The sequence below is a fragment of the Blautia sp. AF17-9LB genome (genome assembly GCF_003479185.1).
Lineage (GTDB): Bacteria > Bacillota > Clostridia > Lachnospirales > Lachnospiraceae > Fusicatenibacter > Fusicatenibacter saccharivorans.
Map to the genome: position 1 here is coordinate 53,965 of NZ_QUGU01000007.1, position 19,851 is coordinate 73,815.

The window sequence follows — 19,851 nt, forward strand, 5'->3', positions numbered from 1 at the left end:
CAATCATGGCAAAAGAGATTAAATATGGAGCAGAGGCAAGAAACGCTCTTCAGAATGGTGTAAACCAGCTTGCAGATACCGTACGTGTAACCCTTGGACCGAAAGGAAGAAACGTTGTTCTGGACAAACAGTACGGCGCTCCGCTCATCACAAACGATGGTGTTACGATTGCAAAAGAGATCGAGCTGGCAGACGGCTTTGAAAACATGGGCGCACAGCTCATCAAAGAAGTTGCTGCAAAGACCAACGACGTAGCAGGTGATGGTACCACAACCGCAACCGTTCTGGCACAGGCTATGGTAAACGAAGGAATGAAAAACCTGGCAGCAGGTGCGAACCCGATCGTTCTTCGTAAGGGAATGAAGAAAGCAACCGATAAAGCTGTTCAGATCCTTGCAGAGATGAGCCAGCCGGTAGCAGGCAAAGAGCAGATTGCAAAAGTTGCAGCTGTTTCTTCCGGAAGCGAAGAAGTAGGCCAGATGGTAGCTGACGCTATGGAAAAAGTTTCCAAAGACGGCGTTATCACCATCGAGGAGTCCAAGACCATGCAGAACGAGCTGGAGCTGGTAGAAGGTATGCAGTTCGACCGTGGATATATCTCCGCTTACATGTGCACCGATATGGAGAAAATGGAAGCCGTTCTCGACAATCCATATATCCTGATTACCGATAAGAAACTGTCCAACATTCAGGAAGTTCTTCCGCTGCTGGAGCAGATCGTACAGAGCGGCGCAAGACTGCTGATCATCGCTGAGGACGTAGAGGGCGAGGCTCTCCAGACACTCGTGATCAACAAACTGCGCGGAACCTTCAACGTAGTAGCTGTCAAAGCACCGGGATACGGCGACAGAAGAAAAGCAATGCTCGAGGATATCGCAATCCTGACCGGCGGCCAGGTGATCTCCGAGGAAGTTGGTCTGGAATTAAAAGACGCTACTCTGGAAATGCTCGGACGTGCAAAATCTGTTAAAGTTCAGAAAGAGAACACCGTTATCGTTGACGGTGCCGGCGCAAAAGATGCCATCGCAGCAAGAATCGGCCAGATCAGATCCCAGATCGAGGAGACCACTTCTGAGTTCGATAAAGAGAAACTGCAGGAGAGACTGGCAAAAATGGCAGGCGGCGTAGCTGTTATCCGTGTAGGTGCAGCAACCGAGACCGAGATGAAAGAAGAAAAACTCCGTATGGAGGATGCTTTAAATGCAACGAGAGCAGCCGTAGAAGAGGGTATCATCGCAGGCGGCGGTTCTGCATACATCCATGTAACAACACAGCTTGCAGAGCTGATTGACAGCCTGGACGGCGACGAGAAGATCGGTGCAAGAATCGTACAGAAAGCACTTGAGGCTCCTCTGTTCCACATCGTAACAAACGCAGGTCTGGAAGGCGCTGTTGTTATCAACAAAGTAAAAGAGTCCAAAGTAGGTGTTGGATTTGATGCATACAACGAAGAGTATGTAGACATGATCCAGGCTGGTATCCTTGATCCGGTTAAGGTTACCAGAAGCGCACTGCAGAACGCTACCAGCGTTTCTGCAACCCTGCTGACCACCGAGTCCGTAGTTTCCACCATCAAAGAGCCGGCTCCGGCTATGCCGGCAGGCGCAGACGGCGGAATGGGAATGATGTAATTTCCGGGATAAAAATGTCTGGTAAAACAAAATAAGAAAACCGGCTGGCAAAGACCGTAGCGGAACATGGGTTCCGAAGTCCTGTCTTTGCCGGCCGATTTTTTAGTGGAAAGTTTTTCTTCCATTTCGCATGGCCCTGAATCGTTACAAAAAATTTCAGAAAGTTTTCATGCTTTCGCCGGGCGGCGTATATGGACGCTTCCGGCGTTTTATGCTATACTGATTTGTAGGATGTTGGGGGAAATACAACAAAGGAGAAGAAACACACATGGCAAGTCGTTATGAATCCGACATGACAAGGAAGGAGAAGATGCAGCTCGAAAAAGAGAAGCTGTCGAAAATGAATTTTAAAGAGAAACTGGCCTATATCTGGGAATACTACAAGGCTGTCATTTTCGGCATCATCGCTGTTATCTTCATCATCGGCACGATTGTGAATATCCATGAAAATGCGAAGTATTATGACCTCGTGAGCATTGCCGTAGTGGATTACGCAGGACTGCAGGATGTAAGTCCGTTCGAGGAGGACCTAAAAGAAGCGCTCGGAACCGGAGATAAGTACGAAAAGGTAAGCATCGATACAAGCTACAGCTTCGGTGAAAACCTGGAAAACGCGGATTACAACACGCTGATGAAATTCACAGCCGTGATTGCCGCACAGAGCATGGATGTTCTGATCTGTTCACAGGCCGTGTACGACAACTACAGCAAAGACGATTATTTTCTGGATCTGTCCACACTGTTTGACGAAGCGACGTGTGAGAAGTACGGGATAAAGGCGGGAGATACCTGCCTCGACATTTCCAAATTGAAAAAGTACCAGGATATGGGCCTTACGTACTATGAGCCGTGTTATCTGACCGTGTTGGTCAATACAAAGAACGCGGACAATGCAGCAAAACTGATCGAATATCTTGAGGAGGATGGAGTAAATGAGTGATCTGTACACAGAAGTGCTGGTGAAAAAACAGCAGACAGGAAAAGACAAGGCGATCAAAGGAGTTCTGATCTTCTTTACCGTTCTTTTTGCAGCCGCAGGAATTATGATGAATCCGCTGATTCTGCTTCTTGCGCTGGTACTTGGAATCGTAGACTATATTTTTATCCCGAAGCTTTCGGTAGAGTTTGAGTATCTGTACGTCAACGGCGAGCTCGACATCGACCGTATCTATTCGCAGTCAAGAAGAAAAAGAGCCGCAAGCTATGAGCTTTCCAACATGGAAATCCTGGCTCCGTACCAGTCCCATCAGCTCGATTCCTACAAAAACAATCAGAGCATCAAACGTTACAACTATTCCTCCGGAATCGAAGGACAGGGTCACAAACCGTATGCATTTGTTATTTCAAAAGACAACACAATGCAGATGGTCATCTTCGAGCCGGATGAGGTGATGTTAAAGGATATCCGCAACCGCGCACCAAGAAAAGTATTTATGGATTGACAGCGTTTTCGTTTTTTGTTAAACTAGGTGATAAATCAAAAAAACTTAAGAAGAAAGGAAGAAATGAAAATGGGTACAATTATTGGTGATGGTATTACCTTCGATGATGTGCTTCTGGTTCCGCAGTATTCTGAAGTAACCCCAAACATGGTAGATCTGACTACGCATCTGACCAAGAAGATCAAGCTGAACATCCCGATGATGAGCGCCGGCATGGATACGGTTACAGAACACCGTATGGCAATTGCCATGGCACGTCAGGGAGGAATCGGTATTATTCACAAGAATATGTCGATTGAGCAGCAGGCAGAAGAAGTAGACAAAGTAAAACGTTCTGAGAACGGTGTTATCACCGATCCGTTTTATCTGTCTCCGGAGCACACCCTGGAAGATGCCAATAATCTGATGGCAAAATTCCGTATTTCCGGTGTCCCGATTACCGAGAACGGAAAACTGGTTGGTATTATTACAAACCGTGATCTGAAGTTTGAAACTGATTTCACCAAGAAAATCAAAGAGTCCATGACCAGCGAAAACCTGATTACTGCAAAAGTAGGCGTTACGCTGGATGAGGCGAAAGCAATTCTTGCAAAATCCAGAAAAGAGAAACTTCCGATTGTCGATGACGATTTCAACCTCAAAGGTCTGATCACCATCAAAGATATCGAGAAAACCATCAAGTACCCATTGTCCGCCAAGGATGAGCAGGGACGTCTGCTCTGCGGTGCCGCAGTCGGCATCACGGCAAACGTGCTCGATCGTGTCGATGCGCTGGTAAAAGCACACGTAGACGTGATCGTCATCGACTCCGCTCACGGACATTCCGCAAATATCTTCAAAACACTTCGCCTCATCAAAGAGCATTATCCGGATCTGCAGGTAATCGCCGGAAACGTGGCAACCGCAGAGGCAACAAGAGACCTGATCGCAGCCGGAGCAGACGCTGTTAAAGTCGGTATCGGACCTGGTTCTATCTGTACGACCCGTGTCGTTGCAGGTATCGGTGTACCGCAGGTCACAGCCGTTATGGACTGCTATGAGGAAGCAAAGAAGACCGGAACTCCGATCATCGCCGACGGCGGTATCAAGTACTCCGGAGACATGACAAAGGCTATCGCAGCCGGTGCCAATGTCTGCATGATGGGAAGCATCTTCGCAGGATGCGATGAGAGCCCGGGAGATTTCGAACTGTTCCAGGGAAGAAAATACAAAGTATACCGTGGAATGGGATCCATTGCAGCTATGGAGAACGGAAGTAAAGACCGTTACTTCCAGACCGGCGCCAAGAAACTGGTTCCGGAAGGTGTGGAAGGCCGTGTGGCATACAAGGGTCTTGTAGAGGACACTGTATTCCAGCTGATCGGCGGACTTCGTTCCGGTATGGGCTACTGCGGAGCGAAAGATGTTGAGACCTTAAAGGAGACCGGAAAATTTGTGAAGATTTCCGCAGCATCCTTAAAAGAGTCCCATCCGCATGATATCCACATCACCAAAGAGGCTCCGAACTACAGCGTGGACGATAAATAAGAATAAAAAGTCGCAAAAGGCAGAAGGGGGAAAGGGCAGAAACTTTTCAGCTTCTGCCTTTTCAAATGAGGGAGCGCTTATTTGCAGCGGGGAGAGAACATATGGCACAGAAGAGACGGGGAAAAACGACAAGAAAACAGAGGCAGCGCCAGCTTCACCGCAGAATGTTTCTGACGGGAGTTCTGGTGGTGCTGATCTGCGTCGGCATTTACAGCGGCATCCGCCGTGTGGCAAAAACGGCAAGTGATATCACGGCCGTTGATTATTCCGGTTCTGATTATGAGGACAACGATATCACCGACTGGACCGGCGCTCCGCCGATTGATGTGGAGCTTCTGACGCCGAACAGCTGGTCCAGACCGCAGACGAGGCTGAAAAAGGTGGACGGTATCGTTATTCACTACACCGCAAACCCGGGAAGCACGGCGATGCAGAACCGTGATTACTTTGAAAACCTGCCTGAGACGCAGGAGGCGCAGGCCAGCAGCCATTTCGTCGTCGGCATCGAGGGAGAAGTCGTTCAGTGTATCCCGACGAGTGAATGGTCGTATGCATCGAACCAGCGTAATTTCGATACGATCTCGATTGAATGCTGCCACCCGGATGACAGCGGTGAATTTACCGATGAGACATACAATTCTGTGGTCCAGCTCGCCGGTTTCTTATGCAAGCGGTTCAATCTGACTTCGGACGATGTGATCCGTCACTATGATGTAACCGAAAAGCTCTGCCCTCTGTACTACGTGGAGCATGAGGATGCCTGGATTCAGATGAAGGCAGATATTCAGGCATATGCGGATTCACTTTCCTAAGAGCTGTTTTTAAGAAAAATGAAAAAATCCCCGTTGGGAAAATCAGTTTCAGGAGAAATGATTTTTCCAACGGGGATTTTTCTGTTATCCAATATTTTTAGTAATAGTAACGCCGTCTGCGCCGCTTTCTTTTTTTCGTATTTCCGCCGAGTGCAATCCAGCAGAACAGCCGTACAAACGTGATGCCGAAGAGAACGCCGATGCTGTCGATGCCGACGTCCTTTACGGACGGGCCGCGGTTGGCGACCATCGTCTGGTGGAACTCATCGCTCGCGGCAAAGGCGACACAGAGGATGCCGGCAAGAAATGTGAGCGCGAAGCCCCGCAGGCCGTAGACGTAGAGCGGAAGCGAAACACAGATTGCAAGCAGACAGTACTCTGTCATATGAGCCAGCTTCCGCACCGGGTATTGATACTCGTCAGCCAGTTCCTGGATCTTCTCATCATCCCATCCGCGGTCCATGACGTGGTCGATCGTGATGAAAATGCCGCGCGCCACTTTTTCACTGAACTGTGAGGATTCCGTTCCGTTCTGGGAAGAGAAGGAGAAAATCATCGACATCATCAGAATCGCCGGGATGAAGGAAAACGGTTTTAACAGTGCAATTACAATTCGATTCATAAAATACCTCCAGTAAAACAAAGCAGGTCAGATCGGAAACTTTTTATGCGGTATGCTCGCGGATTCTGGCAATCGCAGAAAAGATCAGGAATGCCAGCAGGTTCACGATTACGACCGTCGCTCCGGCAGGGGAGGACAGGAAAAACGAGAGGGACATGCCAAGAAGGAAGCATACCACGGAAAGAACCGCGGAGCAGATTACCACGCTCTGGAAGGTATGGCAGAGACGCATCGAGGTCAGTGCCGGGAAAATCAGCAGGCTGGAGATCAGAAGTGCGCCCATCATGCGCATGCCGAGCACGGTTGTGATAGCGGTTAAGAATGCCAGCAGCATGTTGTAAACCTCTGCGCGGACACCGGTTGCTTTGGCAAATGTCTCGTCGAAAGTGACGGCAAAAATACGGTTGTAATACAGGACGAACAGGAGCAGCACGACGATGGAGAGCACCACGGAGAGAACGACGTCCTCATCACTCATCGCAAGGATGCTTCCGAACATGTAGTTGTTGACATCGGTGTTCATGCCGCTCGACCACGAAACCGTGATGACACCGATCGCAAGCGCAGAGCTTGAAATCAGACCGATGGCGGCGTCGCCTTTGATCTTGCTGGATTCGTTCATGCGGAGCAGCAGAAAGGCGGCAAGCACGACGACAGGGATTGTGAAGGCAAGCGGAGCAAAACCGAGTGCCGTTGCAATCGCAAGAGAGCCGAATCCGACATGGGAGAGGCCGTCGCCGATCATGGAGTAGCGCTTTAACACGAGGCTGACGCCAAGCAGTGCGGCACACAAAGAGACGAGAATGCCGACCACAAGGGCACGCTGCATAAACGGATAAGAAAGCATTTTCAGCAGATTCGAAATCATAAGTCAGCACCTCCTAAAAACTGTTTTCCCGCCTCGGTTTTCAGATACTCGTCCATCGGACCGAAGAAGACCTGCTTCTGGTCGAGCTGGAGAATGTGCGTTGCGTCCGGCAGAATATTGCGGATATCGTGGGAAACCATGATGATCGTAACGTTCTGCTCGCGGTTGATGCGGCGGATGAGCTGGTACATTTCGTTTGTCATGACCGGGTCAAGGCCAGTGACCGGCTCGTCGAGGAGCAGCAGTTTCTTTGTGGCGCAAAGCGCACGAGCGAGAAGCACACGCTGCTGCTGGCCGCCGGAGAGATCACGGTAGCATCGTTTCTTTAATGGAAGGAGGTCGAGAAGCTCCATATTGCGGAGCGCGTCCTCTTTATCTGCCTTTGTGTAAAACGGCGGGAAATGCGGGTGGTTCTGCCGGCCGGACAGCACGACTTCCCAGACGCTCGCCGGGAAATCCTTTTGTGCGGCGGTCTGCTGCGGCAGATAGCCGATCTCGCTTGGATGAAGCCCGTCGCCGGTTGTGATCGAGCCGGTGGACGGATTTTTTAAGTGAAGCAGTCCCTTGACCAGAGTACTTTTTCCGGAACCGTTCTCGCCCACAATACAGAGGTAGGAGCCGGCTTCCAGGGCAAAGTTGACATCGGTCAGGACCGGGATGCCCTCGTAGGAGAAGGTGACATCACTGCAGGTAAGTAGAGCCATTAGTTCAGAGCCTCCTTTAGTGCGGCGACATTCTGTTCCATCAGGGAAAGATACGTGGCGCCGTTTTCGAAATCATCTTTGGATACGTTGTGACAGGAGTGAAGCAGCAGCTTTTTCGCGCCGGTCGCCTCACAGATGCAGTCCGTCATTTTTTCGTTGGACAGCTCGGTGTGGAAGACGACAGGAATCTGCTCTTCGTTGATCTTGTCAATTAAAAAAGAAAGTGTTTTGGCACTCGCCTCGGATTCCGAGGAGCAGCCGGGGAATGCCGCGTAATAGTCGAGGCCGTAGGCGTCCGCGAAATAGCGGAACGGAAAACGGTCGCCGAAAACGATGGTGTGGCGGCTGGCATTCGCTGTGACATCGGAAAATTCCTCATCGAGGGAGGTAAGCGAAGCGAGGTATGAAGCAGTGTTTGCCTGATAATCGTCCGCGTTTTCCGGGTCGAGGCGGCAGAGCGCATCGCAGAGCTTCTGGACAATCCGCATTGCATTTTTCGGTGAAGTCCAGACGTGCTCGTCCTGTTCGCCGTGGGATTCGTCTTCGTGATCGTGGGAATCCTCGTCGTGGTCCGCATCCTCGTCTTCATGATCGTGTGCGTGGCCGTGGGTCTCCATTCCCTCGACCGTTTCCTCGGCAACGGTGTCGACGCAGTCCATCAGCGTGACGACTTCTTTGTTCGAGGTATCGACGGAATCGAGAATCGTTTCCACCCAGGCATCGGAATCGCCGCCGACGTAGACGAAGAGATCGCATTCGGAAACTGTGATCATATCGCCCGGTGTCGGCTCAAATGAGTGGCTTTCTGCGCCCGGGGAAAGCAGCATGTGGAGATCGAGATGATCGCCGCCGATGGCGCGCAGAAAATCATACTGCGGAAAAATCGTAGCCACGGCGGAGAGTTTCGTGTTCTCCTGGGAATCCGCCGTCTCTTTTGAGGATCCCGCACAGCCCGTCAGAAGAAGGAGGGCAGGAAGGAGGAGAAGGCGTAACGTTTTTTTTGAAAAAAATGTCATGATACTCCTTTCTGAAAGAAAACACGGAGGCATTCGAAAAAGCTCCGTATCAGACTGTTTCGTGACAAATGCCGCAGGAGTGGGAAGCGGCAGACGGGAACAAATGTCCCCGAAAAAAGATCAGTTATCATCATATAGCAGGGAGGATTCATTTGTCAAGGAAAGGAAAACCAGTTATAGAAAAGAGGGAAAAAAACTGCCTTTCCCTGTAAAAAAGAAAGGCAGTTTTGAGAAAATTTCTTGATTTTAGGATACCCGGCGGAACTGTGCCTGGTAGAGCTGGTAGTACGCGCCCTGTTTTGCCATCAGTTCGTCGTGGGTTCCCTGCTCGAAAATCTTTCCGTGGTCGATCACGAAAATCCGGTCCGCATTTTTAATAGTAGAAAGACGGTGCGCAATGATGAACGAGGTACGGCCCTTCAACAGGCTTTCGATTCCCTGCTGCACCTGAATTTCTGTCTGTGTGTCGATGCTGGACGTCGCCTCGTCGAGAATCAGAATCCGCGGATCGGACACCATCGTTCTGGCAAAGGCGAGAAGCTGGCGCTGGCCGTTGGAAAGACGGGCACCGCGCTCGCTGATCTCGGTGTCATAGCCGTCCGGCAGCTCTATGATAAAGTCATGGGCATGCACGGCCTTTGCGGCGGCAATGATTTCTTCCTCCGTGGCATCGAGCTTTCCATACGCAATGTTGTCGCGGATCGTGCCGGAGAAGAGAAAGTTGTCCTGTGTCATCACGCCCATCTGGGCACGCAGGCTGTTGATGGAGACATCCGTCAGGCTGTGGCCGTCGACGCGGACCGTTCCCGAAGTAATATTGTAGAAACGGCTGATCAGATTGACAATGGTCGTCTTTCCGGCGCCGGTCGGGCCGACGAGTGCGATCGTCTCACCGGGAGCCGCTGTAAAGCTGACATCTTTTAAAACCAGCGTGTCCGGATCATCGGAGTAGGCAAAGCTGACATGGTCGAATGTTACTTCTCCTTTGATCGGCGGCAGTTCTGTGACGCCAGGCTTGTCGGCAACCTCCGCCGGTGTGTCGAGGATCTCAAAGATTCGCTCCGCAGCGGAAAGGTTCGTGATCAGCTTGTTGTAAAAACCGGCCAGGTTCTGGATCGGATCCCAGAACATCGTCAGATACATCGCAAACGCCGTGAACGTACCGATCGGAACGGCATCCACGCCGAGCACGGAAATACCGATAAAATACAGAAGAAACGTTCCGATGCCCCAGGTCACCTCGATCACAGCGGAAAAACCATCCGCCAGGCGGACCGCATGGATGAAGGAGTTCTGATGCTCAAGAAGAAGCCGGTCAAACTCGCCCTGCGATTCCTGCTCTGCGGTAAAGCTCTTGATGATGCGGATACCGGAGAAGTCCTCGTGGATATATGCCGTAACATTGGAAGATTTTTTCCGGAACGTCTGCCATCTCTTGTGTGCGACGATCTGAATAAAATACATGCCGACAGCGATCAGCGGCAGCACGAGAATCGCACTTAAGGAGAGCCAGATGTTTTTGATCATCATGATCACCAGAATGGCGATGATCGTGAGAATGTTTGGAATCAGCTTTGTGACACCGTCGTTCAGCACATCCTTTAACGAGTTGACATCGCCGATGATGCGCGCCAGAATCTTTCCGGCCGGGCGGGTATCGAAAAAGCTGAAGCTTAAGGTCTGGATATGCGTGTAGAGCTCGTCACGGATTTCCAGAAGAATGTTGTTGGTAATACGCGCCATCAGAAGCATCCGCAGGCGGACACCGGCCGCGTAAACCAGGTTGATCACAACCATGAATACGCAGAGGGCAACAAGCCCGCGCCAGTCTTTCTGCGCAATATTGACGTCGATGGCGTACTCCAGGAGCAGCGGGTTCACAGTGGAAATCGCGATGGTAACGGCGAGAACCACGAGAACGACGGCAACCTGGCGTTTATAATTTTTTAAGTAGGAGAAGAGGCGGCGGATGGTCGCGCTCTTTAAGACCTCTTTCTGCTCTTCATCTACTTTACTGGAATTGATAGCCATAATCGTATTGTTCCTCTCTTAACGGGTAAGTAAATACAGAAGTTGTCGGGTAACAAATTAAATTGAATTAAGCATTGGCAGGAAGTGCCTGCTCGAGGGCTGCCTTTGCTTTATGGTAATCACCGTACTGAGCCTCCCAGGTGGAGTAGTACAGGCCTTTCTGTGCCATCAGACTCTCATGCGTGCCGCGCTCGGCGATGCGTCCGTGATCGAGATACAGAATCTCATCGGCACTCTGCACCGAAGAAATGCGGTGGGCAATGATGATCTTGGAAACATCTTTTTTCTCGGCGAGATGGCTCTGGATTTCGTATTCGGTCTCCATATCGAGCGCCGAGGTGGAATCATCCAGTACGAGGATCGGAGCCTGTTTTGCCAGGGCGCGTGCGATGGAAAGACGCTGCTTCTGACCGCCGGAAAGTCCCATGCCGCGTTCGCCGATGACGGTTTCGTACTGATCCGAAAGATGGTCGACGAACTCGGAAGCACATGCAGCGGAGACAGCGTTATGTACCTCCTCGGATTTCATCGTGCTGCGGCTGCCGAGGCGGACATTCTCAGAAATGGTATCTGAGAACAGGAAGACGTCCTGCATGACGACGGAAGAAGTATCGCGCACGGTGCGCAGCGGCAGGGTGCGGATATCGTGGCCGTCGAGACAGATGGAACCGTTGGTGACATCGTAAAAACGCTCGAGCAGATTGACGATGGTTGTTTTTCCGGAACCCGTCATACCCATGATGCCGAGTGTGTGGCCCTGCTTTAAGGTAAAGTCGATATCCTGCAGAATCGGTGTGTCATGCAGGGAGAAATCGACGTGATGGAATTCCAGGTCACCCGGAAGTTTTGAAAGCTCCACCGGATTTTCCGGTTCTGCGATCTGCGGCTTCTCTGCGAGAATTTTGTTCAGCTTCTTGTTGGAAGCAATCGCAGAAGCGAAGCAGTTGCCGAGCCAGCCGACGTTTTCGATCGGCCAGGTGATCTTGGAGGTGTACTCCATAAAGGCCGTTAAAACACCGAGCGTAATGCGCCCGTGGATGACACCGTAGCCGCCCGCGAGAAGGACGAGCACGCGCATCAGCTTCGTAAGAAACGAGATGGCGGGATCGTATTTCATCAGGACGCGCGCCTGATCCATGTTGAGATCGCAGTATTTCTGATTGTGTTTCCGGAATTTTTTGATCTCATACGGTTCCCGTGCAAAGGATTTAACGGTGCGGACACCGGCGAGATTTTCCTGTGCAACGGTATTCATGACGGCGTTTTCCTCACTGATCGCATCGTAGACACGGTCGAGTTCTTTTTCGAGGCGGATTGCGATGCCTGCGACGAAAGGAAGGATCGCCACGGAGACGAGTGTCAGCGGCAGATCCAGTTTGACCATACTGACCATTGCCATCATGATACAGATCAGGCCTTCTAAGATCAGCATGCCGGCAAAGCCGAGGATATCCCAGATCCGGTCGACGTCATCGCGCACGCGGGCGAGGAGTTCGCCGGTATTGTTTTTGTCAAAGTATTCCACCGAAAGCCGCTGGACGTGGCGGAACAGGTTGCCCCTCATCTGGCTGGCGACGCGGACGCTGCTGACATCGAATAAAAATTCTTTAATGTACTGAAACAGGGCTTTTGCGGCACCGATCAGAAGAAAGGCGGCAAGGTATTTCCAGAGCAGTTCCATTTTGTGACCGACCAGCACGTCATCCACGATGTGCAGCGTGACAAGCGGCGCGAGCATATCGAGAAAGACACTTAAGGCCATGGAACCAAAAGCGAAAACGTAGTAGTACCAGTTCTGGAGCAGGTACTTACCGATTGGATTTTTCTTCATGAATGTTAAAACCTCCTCATTGATGTCGTTTGGGTGTCTGGCAGAACATAGGCTTTCAAAAGCTCCGTAAGTGTGGGAACGGAACAACGGGAAACGAAAGCGAAGGCTGCGTTTGTATATAAAAGAAGGGAATCGATGCGGTAAGAAGACCGCGGAATCTGCCTGCCGGAAACGGAGCGAAGCCGGAAAGAACGGTTTCGTACTGTTTATAGCAATAAAAAAAGCCGCAGTATCGACGTACCGCGCCTTCTGTGCGAAATAGCAGGCATAAAGAATGCATAGAGATTTGTTATGCAGAGTTAATGCTTACAAAGAATTTCGAAAGAAGGGCAGCCACCTGGTTTGATCGCCATACGAAGTTTATTCTGTTTTACGCTGGATGCATAAATAAGATTGATCATAAGTGGTGTTCTCCTTTCATGATTTTTTCTGCCGCATCTGATCGAACACGACAGCTTATGATTCTAAGCTACTCCTGTTTTCCGGATTTGTCAATTGTTATTTTCAAAAATTAAAAAATAAAAGCTGCAAAAGGTATGAAAATTGCGAATTTGGGTAGCTGTTTTGGGGAATATGAGATATAATATTACTGTTCAATCAGCAGTGAAACACTTGCTGTTTCGCTGCGTAAGAAAGTGATTCAGGTGTGAGCAGCCCTCCTTTTGCGCAGCAAAACTTTCAATGAGGGCTGCGAATGTTACAGTTCGCAGGTATCTGTGAACTGTAACGATATAATAAACGAGAGTATAAGCGGAAAAATCACAAGATAACATGTGAAACGAGGGGACAAAAAGATGGAAAAAATAATTGCAGGCCTGGTGCAGATGGATTCCGGGCCGGATATGAATGAAAATATGCGTATGGCCGAGCAGTATGTGCGGGAGGCGGCGGAACAGGGAGCGAAGCTGATTCTTTTCCCGGAGACCGCAGAATACACGGGAGCAGACATGCCGGGCCACGCAAGTGCAGTGCCGGGCTACGTCAGCCGCCGGTTTTCCAGCCTTGCCAAACGGTACGATGTCTATCTGCACTGCGGCAGCATGACGGTACGGCGCCATCCGGGGCGTCCGTCCAACACGTCGTTTCTGTTCGGACCAGATGGAGAAACGATTGCAGAATACAGCAAAATACATATGTTTGACGTAAATATTCCGGGCAGTGTCTCCTACGAAGAATCACGCGAGATCTGCCCGGGAAATGAAATTGTTCTTGCGGACACGGCGCTTGGCCTGTTCGGCATGAGCATCTGCTACGATATCCGCTTTCCGGAACAGTACCGGCTGATGGCATCCTCCGGAGCAGATGCATTTCTGATAGCGGCGGATTTTACGAAAGCAACGGGAGAGCGCCACTGGGAAGCACTGCTGCGCACGCGCGCCATTGAAAACGGATGCTACGTGCTCGCCGCCAACCAGTGCGGCCAGAAAGCGCGGTTTGAGGCGTACGGCCATTCCATGATCATTGCGCCGGACGGCGAAATTCTTGCGGAGGCAGATGATACCCCGCAGGTACTCATCGCAGAGCTGGATCCGGAAGTGCTGGAGCGGACAAGAAATGAAATCCCGTCTCTGGAAAACAGGAGAGACGATCTTTACCGTGTAAGCTCGGGAAACGTACGGATTTATGAAGAATAAAAATGCAGGGAGGAAATAAGAAGATGGATCAGTTTATACAGTATACCCCGACGGAAGTCGTGTTCGGAAAAGAGACCGAAAACCAGGCAGGCGCTGAGGTAAAGAAATGGGGCGGCACAAAGGTGCTCGTCGTTTACGGAGGCGGAAGTGCAAAACGGAGCGGTCTTCTGGACCGAGTGGAAGCATCTCTTGCAAAAGAGGGCCTTGCCTTTGAAGAGCTTGGCGGCGTAAAACCAAACCCGAGACTTGCCCTTGCCGAGGAGGGTGTGAAAAAAGCAGTGGAAATGCAGGCAGACTTTATTCTTGCCGTCGGCGGCGGAAGCTCGATTGACACCGCAAAAGCCGTTGCACACGGAGCTGCAAATCCGGAGGAGGCACTCTGGGATATCTGGACGAAAAAAGTACCGCTGACAAAATCTCTCCCGGTAGGAGCGGTTCTGACGATTCCGGCAGCCGGAAGCGAGATGAGTGATTCCGCCGTTCTGACAAACGAGGCAATCGGCAAAAAGGCAGGCATCAACACGCCGTTCAACCGCTGCAAATTTGCCATCATGAATCCGGAGCTGGCAGCAACCCTGCCGAAATACCAGATTGCCTGCGGCGTAACCGACATCATGATGCACACGATGGAGCGCTATTTCATTCCGGAGAGCCAGTGCGAGATGACGGACGAGATCGCAGAGGGACTCCTCCGTACCGTAATCAAAAACGGACCGAAGGTTCTGGAAAACCCATCCGATTACAATGCGATGGCGGAAATCATGTGGTGCGGAAGCCTGTCACACAATGGACTGACGGAGTGCGGACGCGGCAAAGATTTTTCGGTACATAAATTCGGCCATGCGTTAAGTGCAAAATACGATGTAGCACACGGCGCATCCCTGGCGGCAGTCTGGGGTGCCTGGGCGAAATACCAGTACGATGATGAGACGGTTCTCTGGCGGTTTGCACGGTTTGCAGAAAAAGTCTGGGGCATCACAGAGGGAAGCGATCACAAACGGGCAACGGAAGGCATTGAGCGCACAGTAGCGTTCTTCCATTCGCTCGGCATGCCGACCTCCCTGCATGAGCTTGATATCCCGAACCCGTCGGATGAGGATCTGCGTGCCCTTTCCATGGATGCAACACAGCAGGACACTGTAAAACTGTCCCGCATCCGCAAGCTGGGCGCACAGGAAGTATATGAGATTTACCAGATGGCGCGATAAAAGGAGGAAAACCAGATGGCAAAAAAGAAAATCGCAGCACTGCTGATCGCAGCGGTCGTTGCGGCAGGAGGCTGGGCGCTTCCGGCAAGGGTAAGCGCAGCAGAAAATGACGGCACGGCCGTAACCTGGCAGCAGGATGAGACGGAAAGTTCCGAGCAGAATTCGGATGAGGAAGCGGCAGTGCAGGAGCAGAGCGGTACTTCGGAAAACGAGACGCCGGCTGTTACGATTCCAGGTGAGGACAACGAACAGGAGCCGGAAGAGAAACTTCCTGCCGGCTGGGTGAAACAGGAGGACGGAAGCTGGAAATACAGAAAAGAGGACGGCACGATGGCCGCCAGCGAGTGGATCACCCATCTGAACCGGAGATATTATCTGAATGCAGACGAAATCATGTGCACGGGTCTTTCGATGGTCAACGGAAAGCTCTATTATTTTGAGAGCTGGGGCGGAGCCGGATACAAAGGCTGGAAAAAAGTCGGCGGGGCATGGTACTATCTGAACGAGGACGGAAGCGTCAAAACGAATGAATGGTTCGTTCACGACAAGAGAACATACCATGTAGATGAAAACGGTGTGATGAGCACCGGACTGCAGAAGATTGACGGAACGCTCTACTACTTCGAGAGCTGGGGCGGAGCCGGATTCCAGGGCTGGAAAAAAGTCGGCGGAACATGGTACTATCTGAATGAGGACGGAAGTCTCAGAACGAATCAGTGGTTTGTGCATGATAAAAGAACGTACCATGTAGACGCAGACGGTGTGATGAGTACCGGCTGGCAGACGATTGACGGCGTTGATTATTACTTTGAAAGCTGGGGCGGCATGCGCGTGAACGCCTGGGCGGCCAAGGGCAGTGACTGGTATTACATGGACAGCAACGGAACCCCAAAAGGGGAAGGCTGGCTGCTGTATGACAAGAACTGGTATTATCTGAGGCAGGACGGCAAAATGATGCACAGTGAATGGCTGTGGTATGATAATAACTGGTATTACCTGCAGAGCTGGGGCGGCATGTATAAGAGCCAGTGGGTAACGATCAAAGGCGCAACGTATTACTTCCGGAGCTGGGGCGGTATTTACAAGAACGGCTGGCAGGAAGTGGACGGAAAAACGTATTACTTCCGAAGCTGGGGCGGCATCTATAAGGATACCTACATCGACGGCTATTACGTTGATAAAAACGGTGTCCGCCGGAACAGCAAAAATATCTGCGTGGCAATCGACGCAGGACACCAGAGAAGAGGAAACAGCGAGAAAGAGCCGATCGGACCGGGATCATCGACCTATAAGGCGAAGGTTGCTTCCGGAACATGCGGTGTGGCAACCGGCATCAATGAGTATGAGCTGAACCTTGCGGTATCCTTAAAGGTACGCGATATCCTTGAGGAGCGCGGCTACGATGTTTACATGATCCGCGAGACGCACGACGTCAATATCAGCAATTCCGAGCGTGCAAAACTTGCCGCGCAGAACGGAGCAGACATTCTCGTGCGTGTACACGCGAACGGCGATTCGAACCAGTCGGTTTACGGAGCACTTACGATGGCACCGAGCAGCAGAAATACGTATCTTTCCGGTGATGTGGTCAGCAAGAGCCAGAAGCTCTCCCAGAAGATGATCGCAGCATTCTGCAAAGACACCGGTGCGAAGAACCGCGATGTGATTTACACCGATTCCATGAGCGGCATCAACTGGAGTACCATTCCGGTCACGATCATTGAGCTTGGCTTCATGAGCAATCCTTCCGAGGACCGTTTGATGGCAACCGAGGATTACCGAAACAAGATGGCACAGGGAATTGCGGACGGAATCGACGCATATTACGAATAAACAAAGGGACCTGCCTGAAATGGGCGGGTCCTTTTTGCATGCAAAAAAAGAAAGCGGAGCGAGTCCGCTTTCTTTTGGGAATCCATAGGATCAGATCTTATTTGTTGTTGTTTTTCTCCAGCTCCTGCATTTTCATCGCACGAACCTTCAGCGGCAGACCGAACAGTGTGATGAATCCGTCTGCATCGTGGTGATCGTAGAGATCGCCGGTGGTGAAGGAAGCAAGAGACTCATTGTACAGGCTGTACGGAGAAGACTCGCCGGCTTTGATGATGTTGCCTTTGAACAGTTTGAATTTTACTTCGCCTGTTACGTATTTCTGGGTTACATCAACGAATGCCTGGATTGCTTCGCGCAGAGGAGTGTACCATTTTCCTTCGTAAACAACCTCAGCAAGCAGGTTTCCGAGATCTTTCTTTGTTTTCAGGGTCTCACGGTCGAGAATCAGCTCCTCTAACTGCTCATGTGCAGCCATCAGGATGGTTCCGCCAGGAGTCTCATAAACACCGCGGGATTTCATGCCGACAACACGGTTCTCAACGATATCAACAATACCGATGCCGTGTTTTCCGCCCAGCTTGTTCAGCTCGGTGATGATTTCAGAAACTTTCATTTCTTTTCCGTTTAAGGTCTTCGGAACGCCGGCCTCAAAGGTCATGGTTACGTACTCGCCTTCGTCCGGAGCTTTTTCCGGAGGAGTGGTCAGTACGAGAAGATCGTCGTAGTTCGGCTCGTTGGACGGATCCTCAAGCTCAAGTCCCTCATGGCTGATGTGCCACAGGTTACGGTCACGGCTGTAGCTGTGGTTTGCATCAAACGGAAGGTCGATGCCGTGTGCTTTACAGTAAGCCAGCTCGTCTTCACGGGACTGCATGGTCCATACATCGGTCATTCTCCAAGGAGCGATTACTTTGATATCCGGAGCAAGGGCTTTGATGCCGAGCTCGAAACGGATCTGGTCATTTCCTTTACCGGTAGCGCCGTGGCAGATGGCAACAGCACCTTCTTTTCTTGCGATCTCAACGAGTTTCTTTGCGATAACCGGACGTGCCATGGAAGTACCGAGCAGGTATTTGTTCTCATAAACAGCGCCTGCTTTTACGCACGGCATGATGAAGTCTTCACTGAACTCGTCGATAACGTTTTCGATATATAATTTGGAAGCGCCGGAAAGTTTTGCTCTCTCATCGAGGCCAACCAGCTCGTTTCCCTGGCCGCAGTCGATGCAGCAACAGATTACTTCGTAGTCAAAGGTCTCTTTCAGCCACGGAATAATGGCAGTAGTATCAAGTCCGCCGGAATAGGCAAGTACAACTTTTTCTTTCATAATGTAAGATCCTCCTTGGATTTCTCGTGCACCTATATGCGCGGTGCATCGTCAATGACTAAAATATACATCATACGACAGGATTATGCAAGCTTTTTTTCAGAAATTCAAAAAAAACTTGCATAATATACATTTGAGGTGTATACTTATGCAATCGACGGTATATGACAGCAGAAAACAAAGATTTTTCATTGAAAAAAGAAAATAATTGAGCTATCATAAAGAGAAAAGAAAAAATGTCCGGCAAGACAAGAAAACGGGCGAAAGAAAAAAGGAGAAAAAGGTATGATCAGAGCAGGAATTATCGGTTCTACAGGATATGCAGGAGGCGAGCTGGTGCGTATTCTCCTGGGACACAAAGATGTGGAGATTAAATGGTATGGTTCCAGAAGCTATATCGATAAGAAATATGCGTCGGTTTACCAGAATATGTTTCAGTTAGTAGACGATGTCTGCAAGGACGACAACATGGAGCAGCTTGCAAAGGAAGTAGACGTCATTTTTACAGCAACTCCGCAGGGACTCTGTGCTTCCCTGGTAAATGATGAAATTCTTTCGAAAGTAAAGGTCATCGACCTGAGCGCCGATTTCCGTATTAAAGATGTAAAAACGTATGAAGAGTGGTACAAGATCGAGCATAAATCCCCGCAGTATATCGACGAGGCGGTTTACGGACTGTGCGAGATCAACCGTGAGAAAGTAAAACAAGCGCGCATCGTGGCAAACCCGGGATGCTATCCGACCTGCTCAACTCTTTCGATTTATCCTTTATTAAAGGAAGATCTGATTGATGGAAACACCATCATTATTGATGCAAAATCAGGAACTTCCGGAGCAGGAAGAGGAGCGAAAGTGGACAACCTCTACTGCGAGGTTAATGAAAATATCAAGGCATACGGCGTTGCCGGCCACCGCCACACACCGGAGATCGAGGAGCAGCTTTCCTATGCAGCCGGCTACCCGATCACCCTGAACTTCACCCCGCATCTTGTTCCGATGAACCGCGGCATTCTCGTAACGGCATATGCATCCCTGAAAAAAGATGTGACTTACGAAGAGGTTAAAGCCGTTTATGATAAGTATTATGCCAACGAGCAGTTTGTACGTGTTCTCGATAAGGATGTCTGCCCGCAGACGAAATGGGTCGAGGGAAGCAACTATGTGGATGTCAACTTCAAGATCGATCCGAGAACGAAACGAATCATCATGATGGGTGCGATGGACAACCTGGTCAAAGGCGCAGCAGGACAGGCGGTACAGAATATGAACCTGATGTTCGGCCTGCCGGAAAACGAAGGCCTGTGCATGCCGCCGATGTTCCCGTAAAAAAGACAGAAGCAGACAACAGACGGAATTTACGAAAAG

General features: G+C 50.6%; 17 protein-coding genes. 10 read left to right on the forward strand and 7 right to left on the reverse strand.

Annotated features, from left to right (window positions below; translation table 11 throughout):
- The first annotated feature begins 5 nt into the window (after positions 1-5).
- The 5 genes from groL to DWX00_RS09045 all read left to right on the forward strand — a co-directional run bounded on the left by groL (position 6) and on the right by DWX00_RS09045 (position 5,412).
- Positions 6-1,631, forward strand: coding sequence for a chaperonin GroEL (gene groL, locus DWX00_RS09025; protein WP_022462186.1), 1,626 nt, complete (start codon positions 6-8; stop codon positions 1,629-1,631).
- A 268-nt stretch (positions 1,632-1,899) separates the two neighbouring features.
- Positions 1,900-2,571 (forward strand): hypothetical protein, encoded by a 672-nt coding sequence (locus DWX00_RS09030; RefSeq protein WP_118595079.1) that lies wholly within the window; start codon positions 1,900-1,902, stop codon positions 2,569-2,571.
- Complete coding sequence (locus DWX00_RS09035) at positions 2,564-3,073, forward strand: DUF6106 family protein (protein ID WP_022462188.1); 510 nt, start codon at positions 2,564-2,566, stop codon at positions 3,071-3,073. The genes DWX00_RS09030 and DWX00_RS09035 overlap by 8 nt, the downstream gene beginning before the upstream one ends.
- Before the next feature lie 69 nt (positions 3,074-3,142).
- Positions 3,143-4,600 (forward strand): IMP dehydrogenase, encoded by a 1,458-nt coding sequence (gene guaB / locus DWX00_RS09040; RefSeq protein ID WP_117509520.1) that lies wholly within the window; start codon positions 3,143-3,145, stop codon positions 4,598-4,600.
- Between the two features lie 101 nt (positions 4,601-4,701).
- Positions 4,702-5,412: a peptidoglycan recognition protein family protein gene (locus tag DWX00_RS09045; protein ID WP_117761020.1), complete on the forward strand. Its 711-nt coding sequence runs from the start codon at positions 4,702-4,704 to the stop codon at positions 5,410-5,412.
- Positions 5,413-5,509: 97 nt separating this feature from the next.
- Here DWX00_RS09045 and DWX00_RS09050 read toward each other — a convergent pair whose 3' ends face one another.
- Genes DWX00_RS09050 through DWX00_RS09065 form a run of 4 tightly spaced genes read right to left on the reverse strand, consistent with a single transcriptional unit; the run spans position 5,510 to position 8,499 of the window.
- The gene (locus DWX00_RS09050) at positions 5,510-6,034 is read right to left on the reverse strand and encodes a VanZ family protein (protein WP_055227373.1); all 525 of its coding nucleotides are present in this window, start codon (positions 6,032-6,034) and stop codon (positions 5,510-5,512) included.
- Between the two features lie 43 nt (positions 6,035-6,077).
- Complete coding sequence (locus DWX00_RS09055) at positions 6,078-6,902, reverse strand: metal ABC transporter permease (RefSeq protein ID WP_117801495.1); 825 nt, start codon at positions 6,900-6,902, stop codon at positions 6,078-6,080.
- Positions 6,899-7,606 carry a metal ABC transporter ATP-binding protein gene (locus DWX00_RS09060; RefSeq protein WP_022462193.1) on the reverse strand — a complete coding sequence of 236 codons (708 nt, stop codon included), beginning with the start codon at positions 7,604-7,606 and terminating at the stop codon, positions 6,899-6,901. The genes DWX00_RS09055 and DWX00_RS09060 overlap by 4 nt, the downstream gene beginning before the upstream one ends.
- Positions 7,606-8,499, reverse strand: coding sequence for a metal ABC transporter substrate-binding protein (locus DWX00_RS09065; protein ID WP_243037992.1), 894 nt, complete (start codon positions 8,497-8,499; stop codon positions 7,606-7,608). The genes DWX00_RS09060 and DWX00_RS09065 overlap by 1 nt, the downstream gene beginning before the upstream one ends.
- Positions 8,500-8,512: 13 nt before the next feature.
- On the opposite strand from DWX00_RS09065, the gene DWX00_RS19870 reads away from it, so the two are divergent.
- Positions 8,513-8,866, forward strand: coding sequence for a hypothetical protein (locus tag DWX00_RS19870; protein WP_173815799.1), 354 nt, complete (start codon positions 8,513-8,515; stop codon positions 8,864-8,866).
- 2 nt (positions 8,867-8,868) lie between these two features.
- On the opposite strand, the gene DWX00_RS09075 is transcribed toward DWX00_RS19870, so the two are convergent.
- Both DWX00_RS09075 and DWX00_RS09080 read right to left on the reverse strand, forming a co-directional pair.
- The gene (locus DWX00_RS09075; protein WP_022462195.1) at positions 8,869-10,653 is read right to left on the reverse strand and encodes an ABC transporter ATP-binding protein; all 1,785 of its coding nucleotides are present in this window, start codon (positions 10,651-10,653) and stop codon (positions 8,869-8,871) included.
- Positions 10,654-10,720: 67 nt separating this feature from the next.
- A complete protein-coding gene (locus DWX00_RS09080) occupies positions 10,721-12,484 on the reverse strand; it encodes an ABC transporter ATP-binding protein (protein ID WP_118595081.1) in 1,764 nt (587 codons plus the stop codon).
- Positions 12,485-13,278: 794 nt separating this feature from the next.
- Between DWX00_RS09080 and DWX00_RS09085 the strand changes: the two genes are divergently transcribed.
- The 3 genes from DWX00_RS09085 to DWX00_RS09095 are packed head-to-tail and all read left to right on the forward strand — an operon-like array spanning position 13,279 to position 17,159.
- Positions 13,279-14,118 (forward strand): carbon-nitrogen hydrolase family protein, encoded by an 840-nt coding sequence (locus DWX00_RS09085; protein WP_117761031.1) that lies wholly within the window; start codon positions 13,279-13,281, stop codon positions 14,116-14,118.
- Positions 14,119-14,141: 23 nt separating this feature from the next.
- The gene (locus DWX00_RS09090) at positions 14,142-15,326 is read left to right on the forward strand and encodes an iron-containing alcohol dehydrogenase (RefSeq protein WP_118595124.1); all 1,185 of its coding nucleotides are present in this window, start codon (positions 14,142-14,144) and stop codon (positions 15,324-15,326) included.
- 15 nt (positions 15,327-15,341) lie between these two features.
- Positions 15,342-17,159: an N-acetylmuramoyl-L-alanine amidase gene (locus tag DWX00_RS09095; protein ID WP_117804118.1), complete on the forward strand. Its 1,818-nt coding sequence runs from the start codon at positions 15,342-15,344 to the stop codon at positions 17,157-17,159.
- A 97-nt stretch (positions 17,160-17,256) separates the two neighbouring features.
- Here the strand turns inward: DWX00_RS09095 and DWX00_RS09100 are convergent, their stop codons facing one another.
- Positions 17,257-18,489: an argininosuccinate synthase gene (locus DWX00_RS09100; protein WP_055218598.1), complete on the reverse strand. Its 1,233-nt coding sequence runs from the start codon at positions 18,487-18,489 to the stop codon at positions 17,257-17,259.
- A gap of 282 nt (positions 18,490-18,771) precedes the next feature.
- Between DWX00_RS09100 and argC the strand changes: the two genes are divergently transcribed.
- The gene (gene argC, locus DWX00_RS09105; RefSeq protein WP_022462202.1) at positions 18,772-19,812 is read left to right on the forward strand and encodes an N-acetyl-gamma-glutamyl-phosphate reductase; all 1,041 of its coding nucleotides are present in this window, start codon (positions 18,772-18,774) and stop codon (positions 19,810-19,812) included.
- The last annotated feature ends 39 nt before the right edge of the window (positions 19,813-19,851 follow it).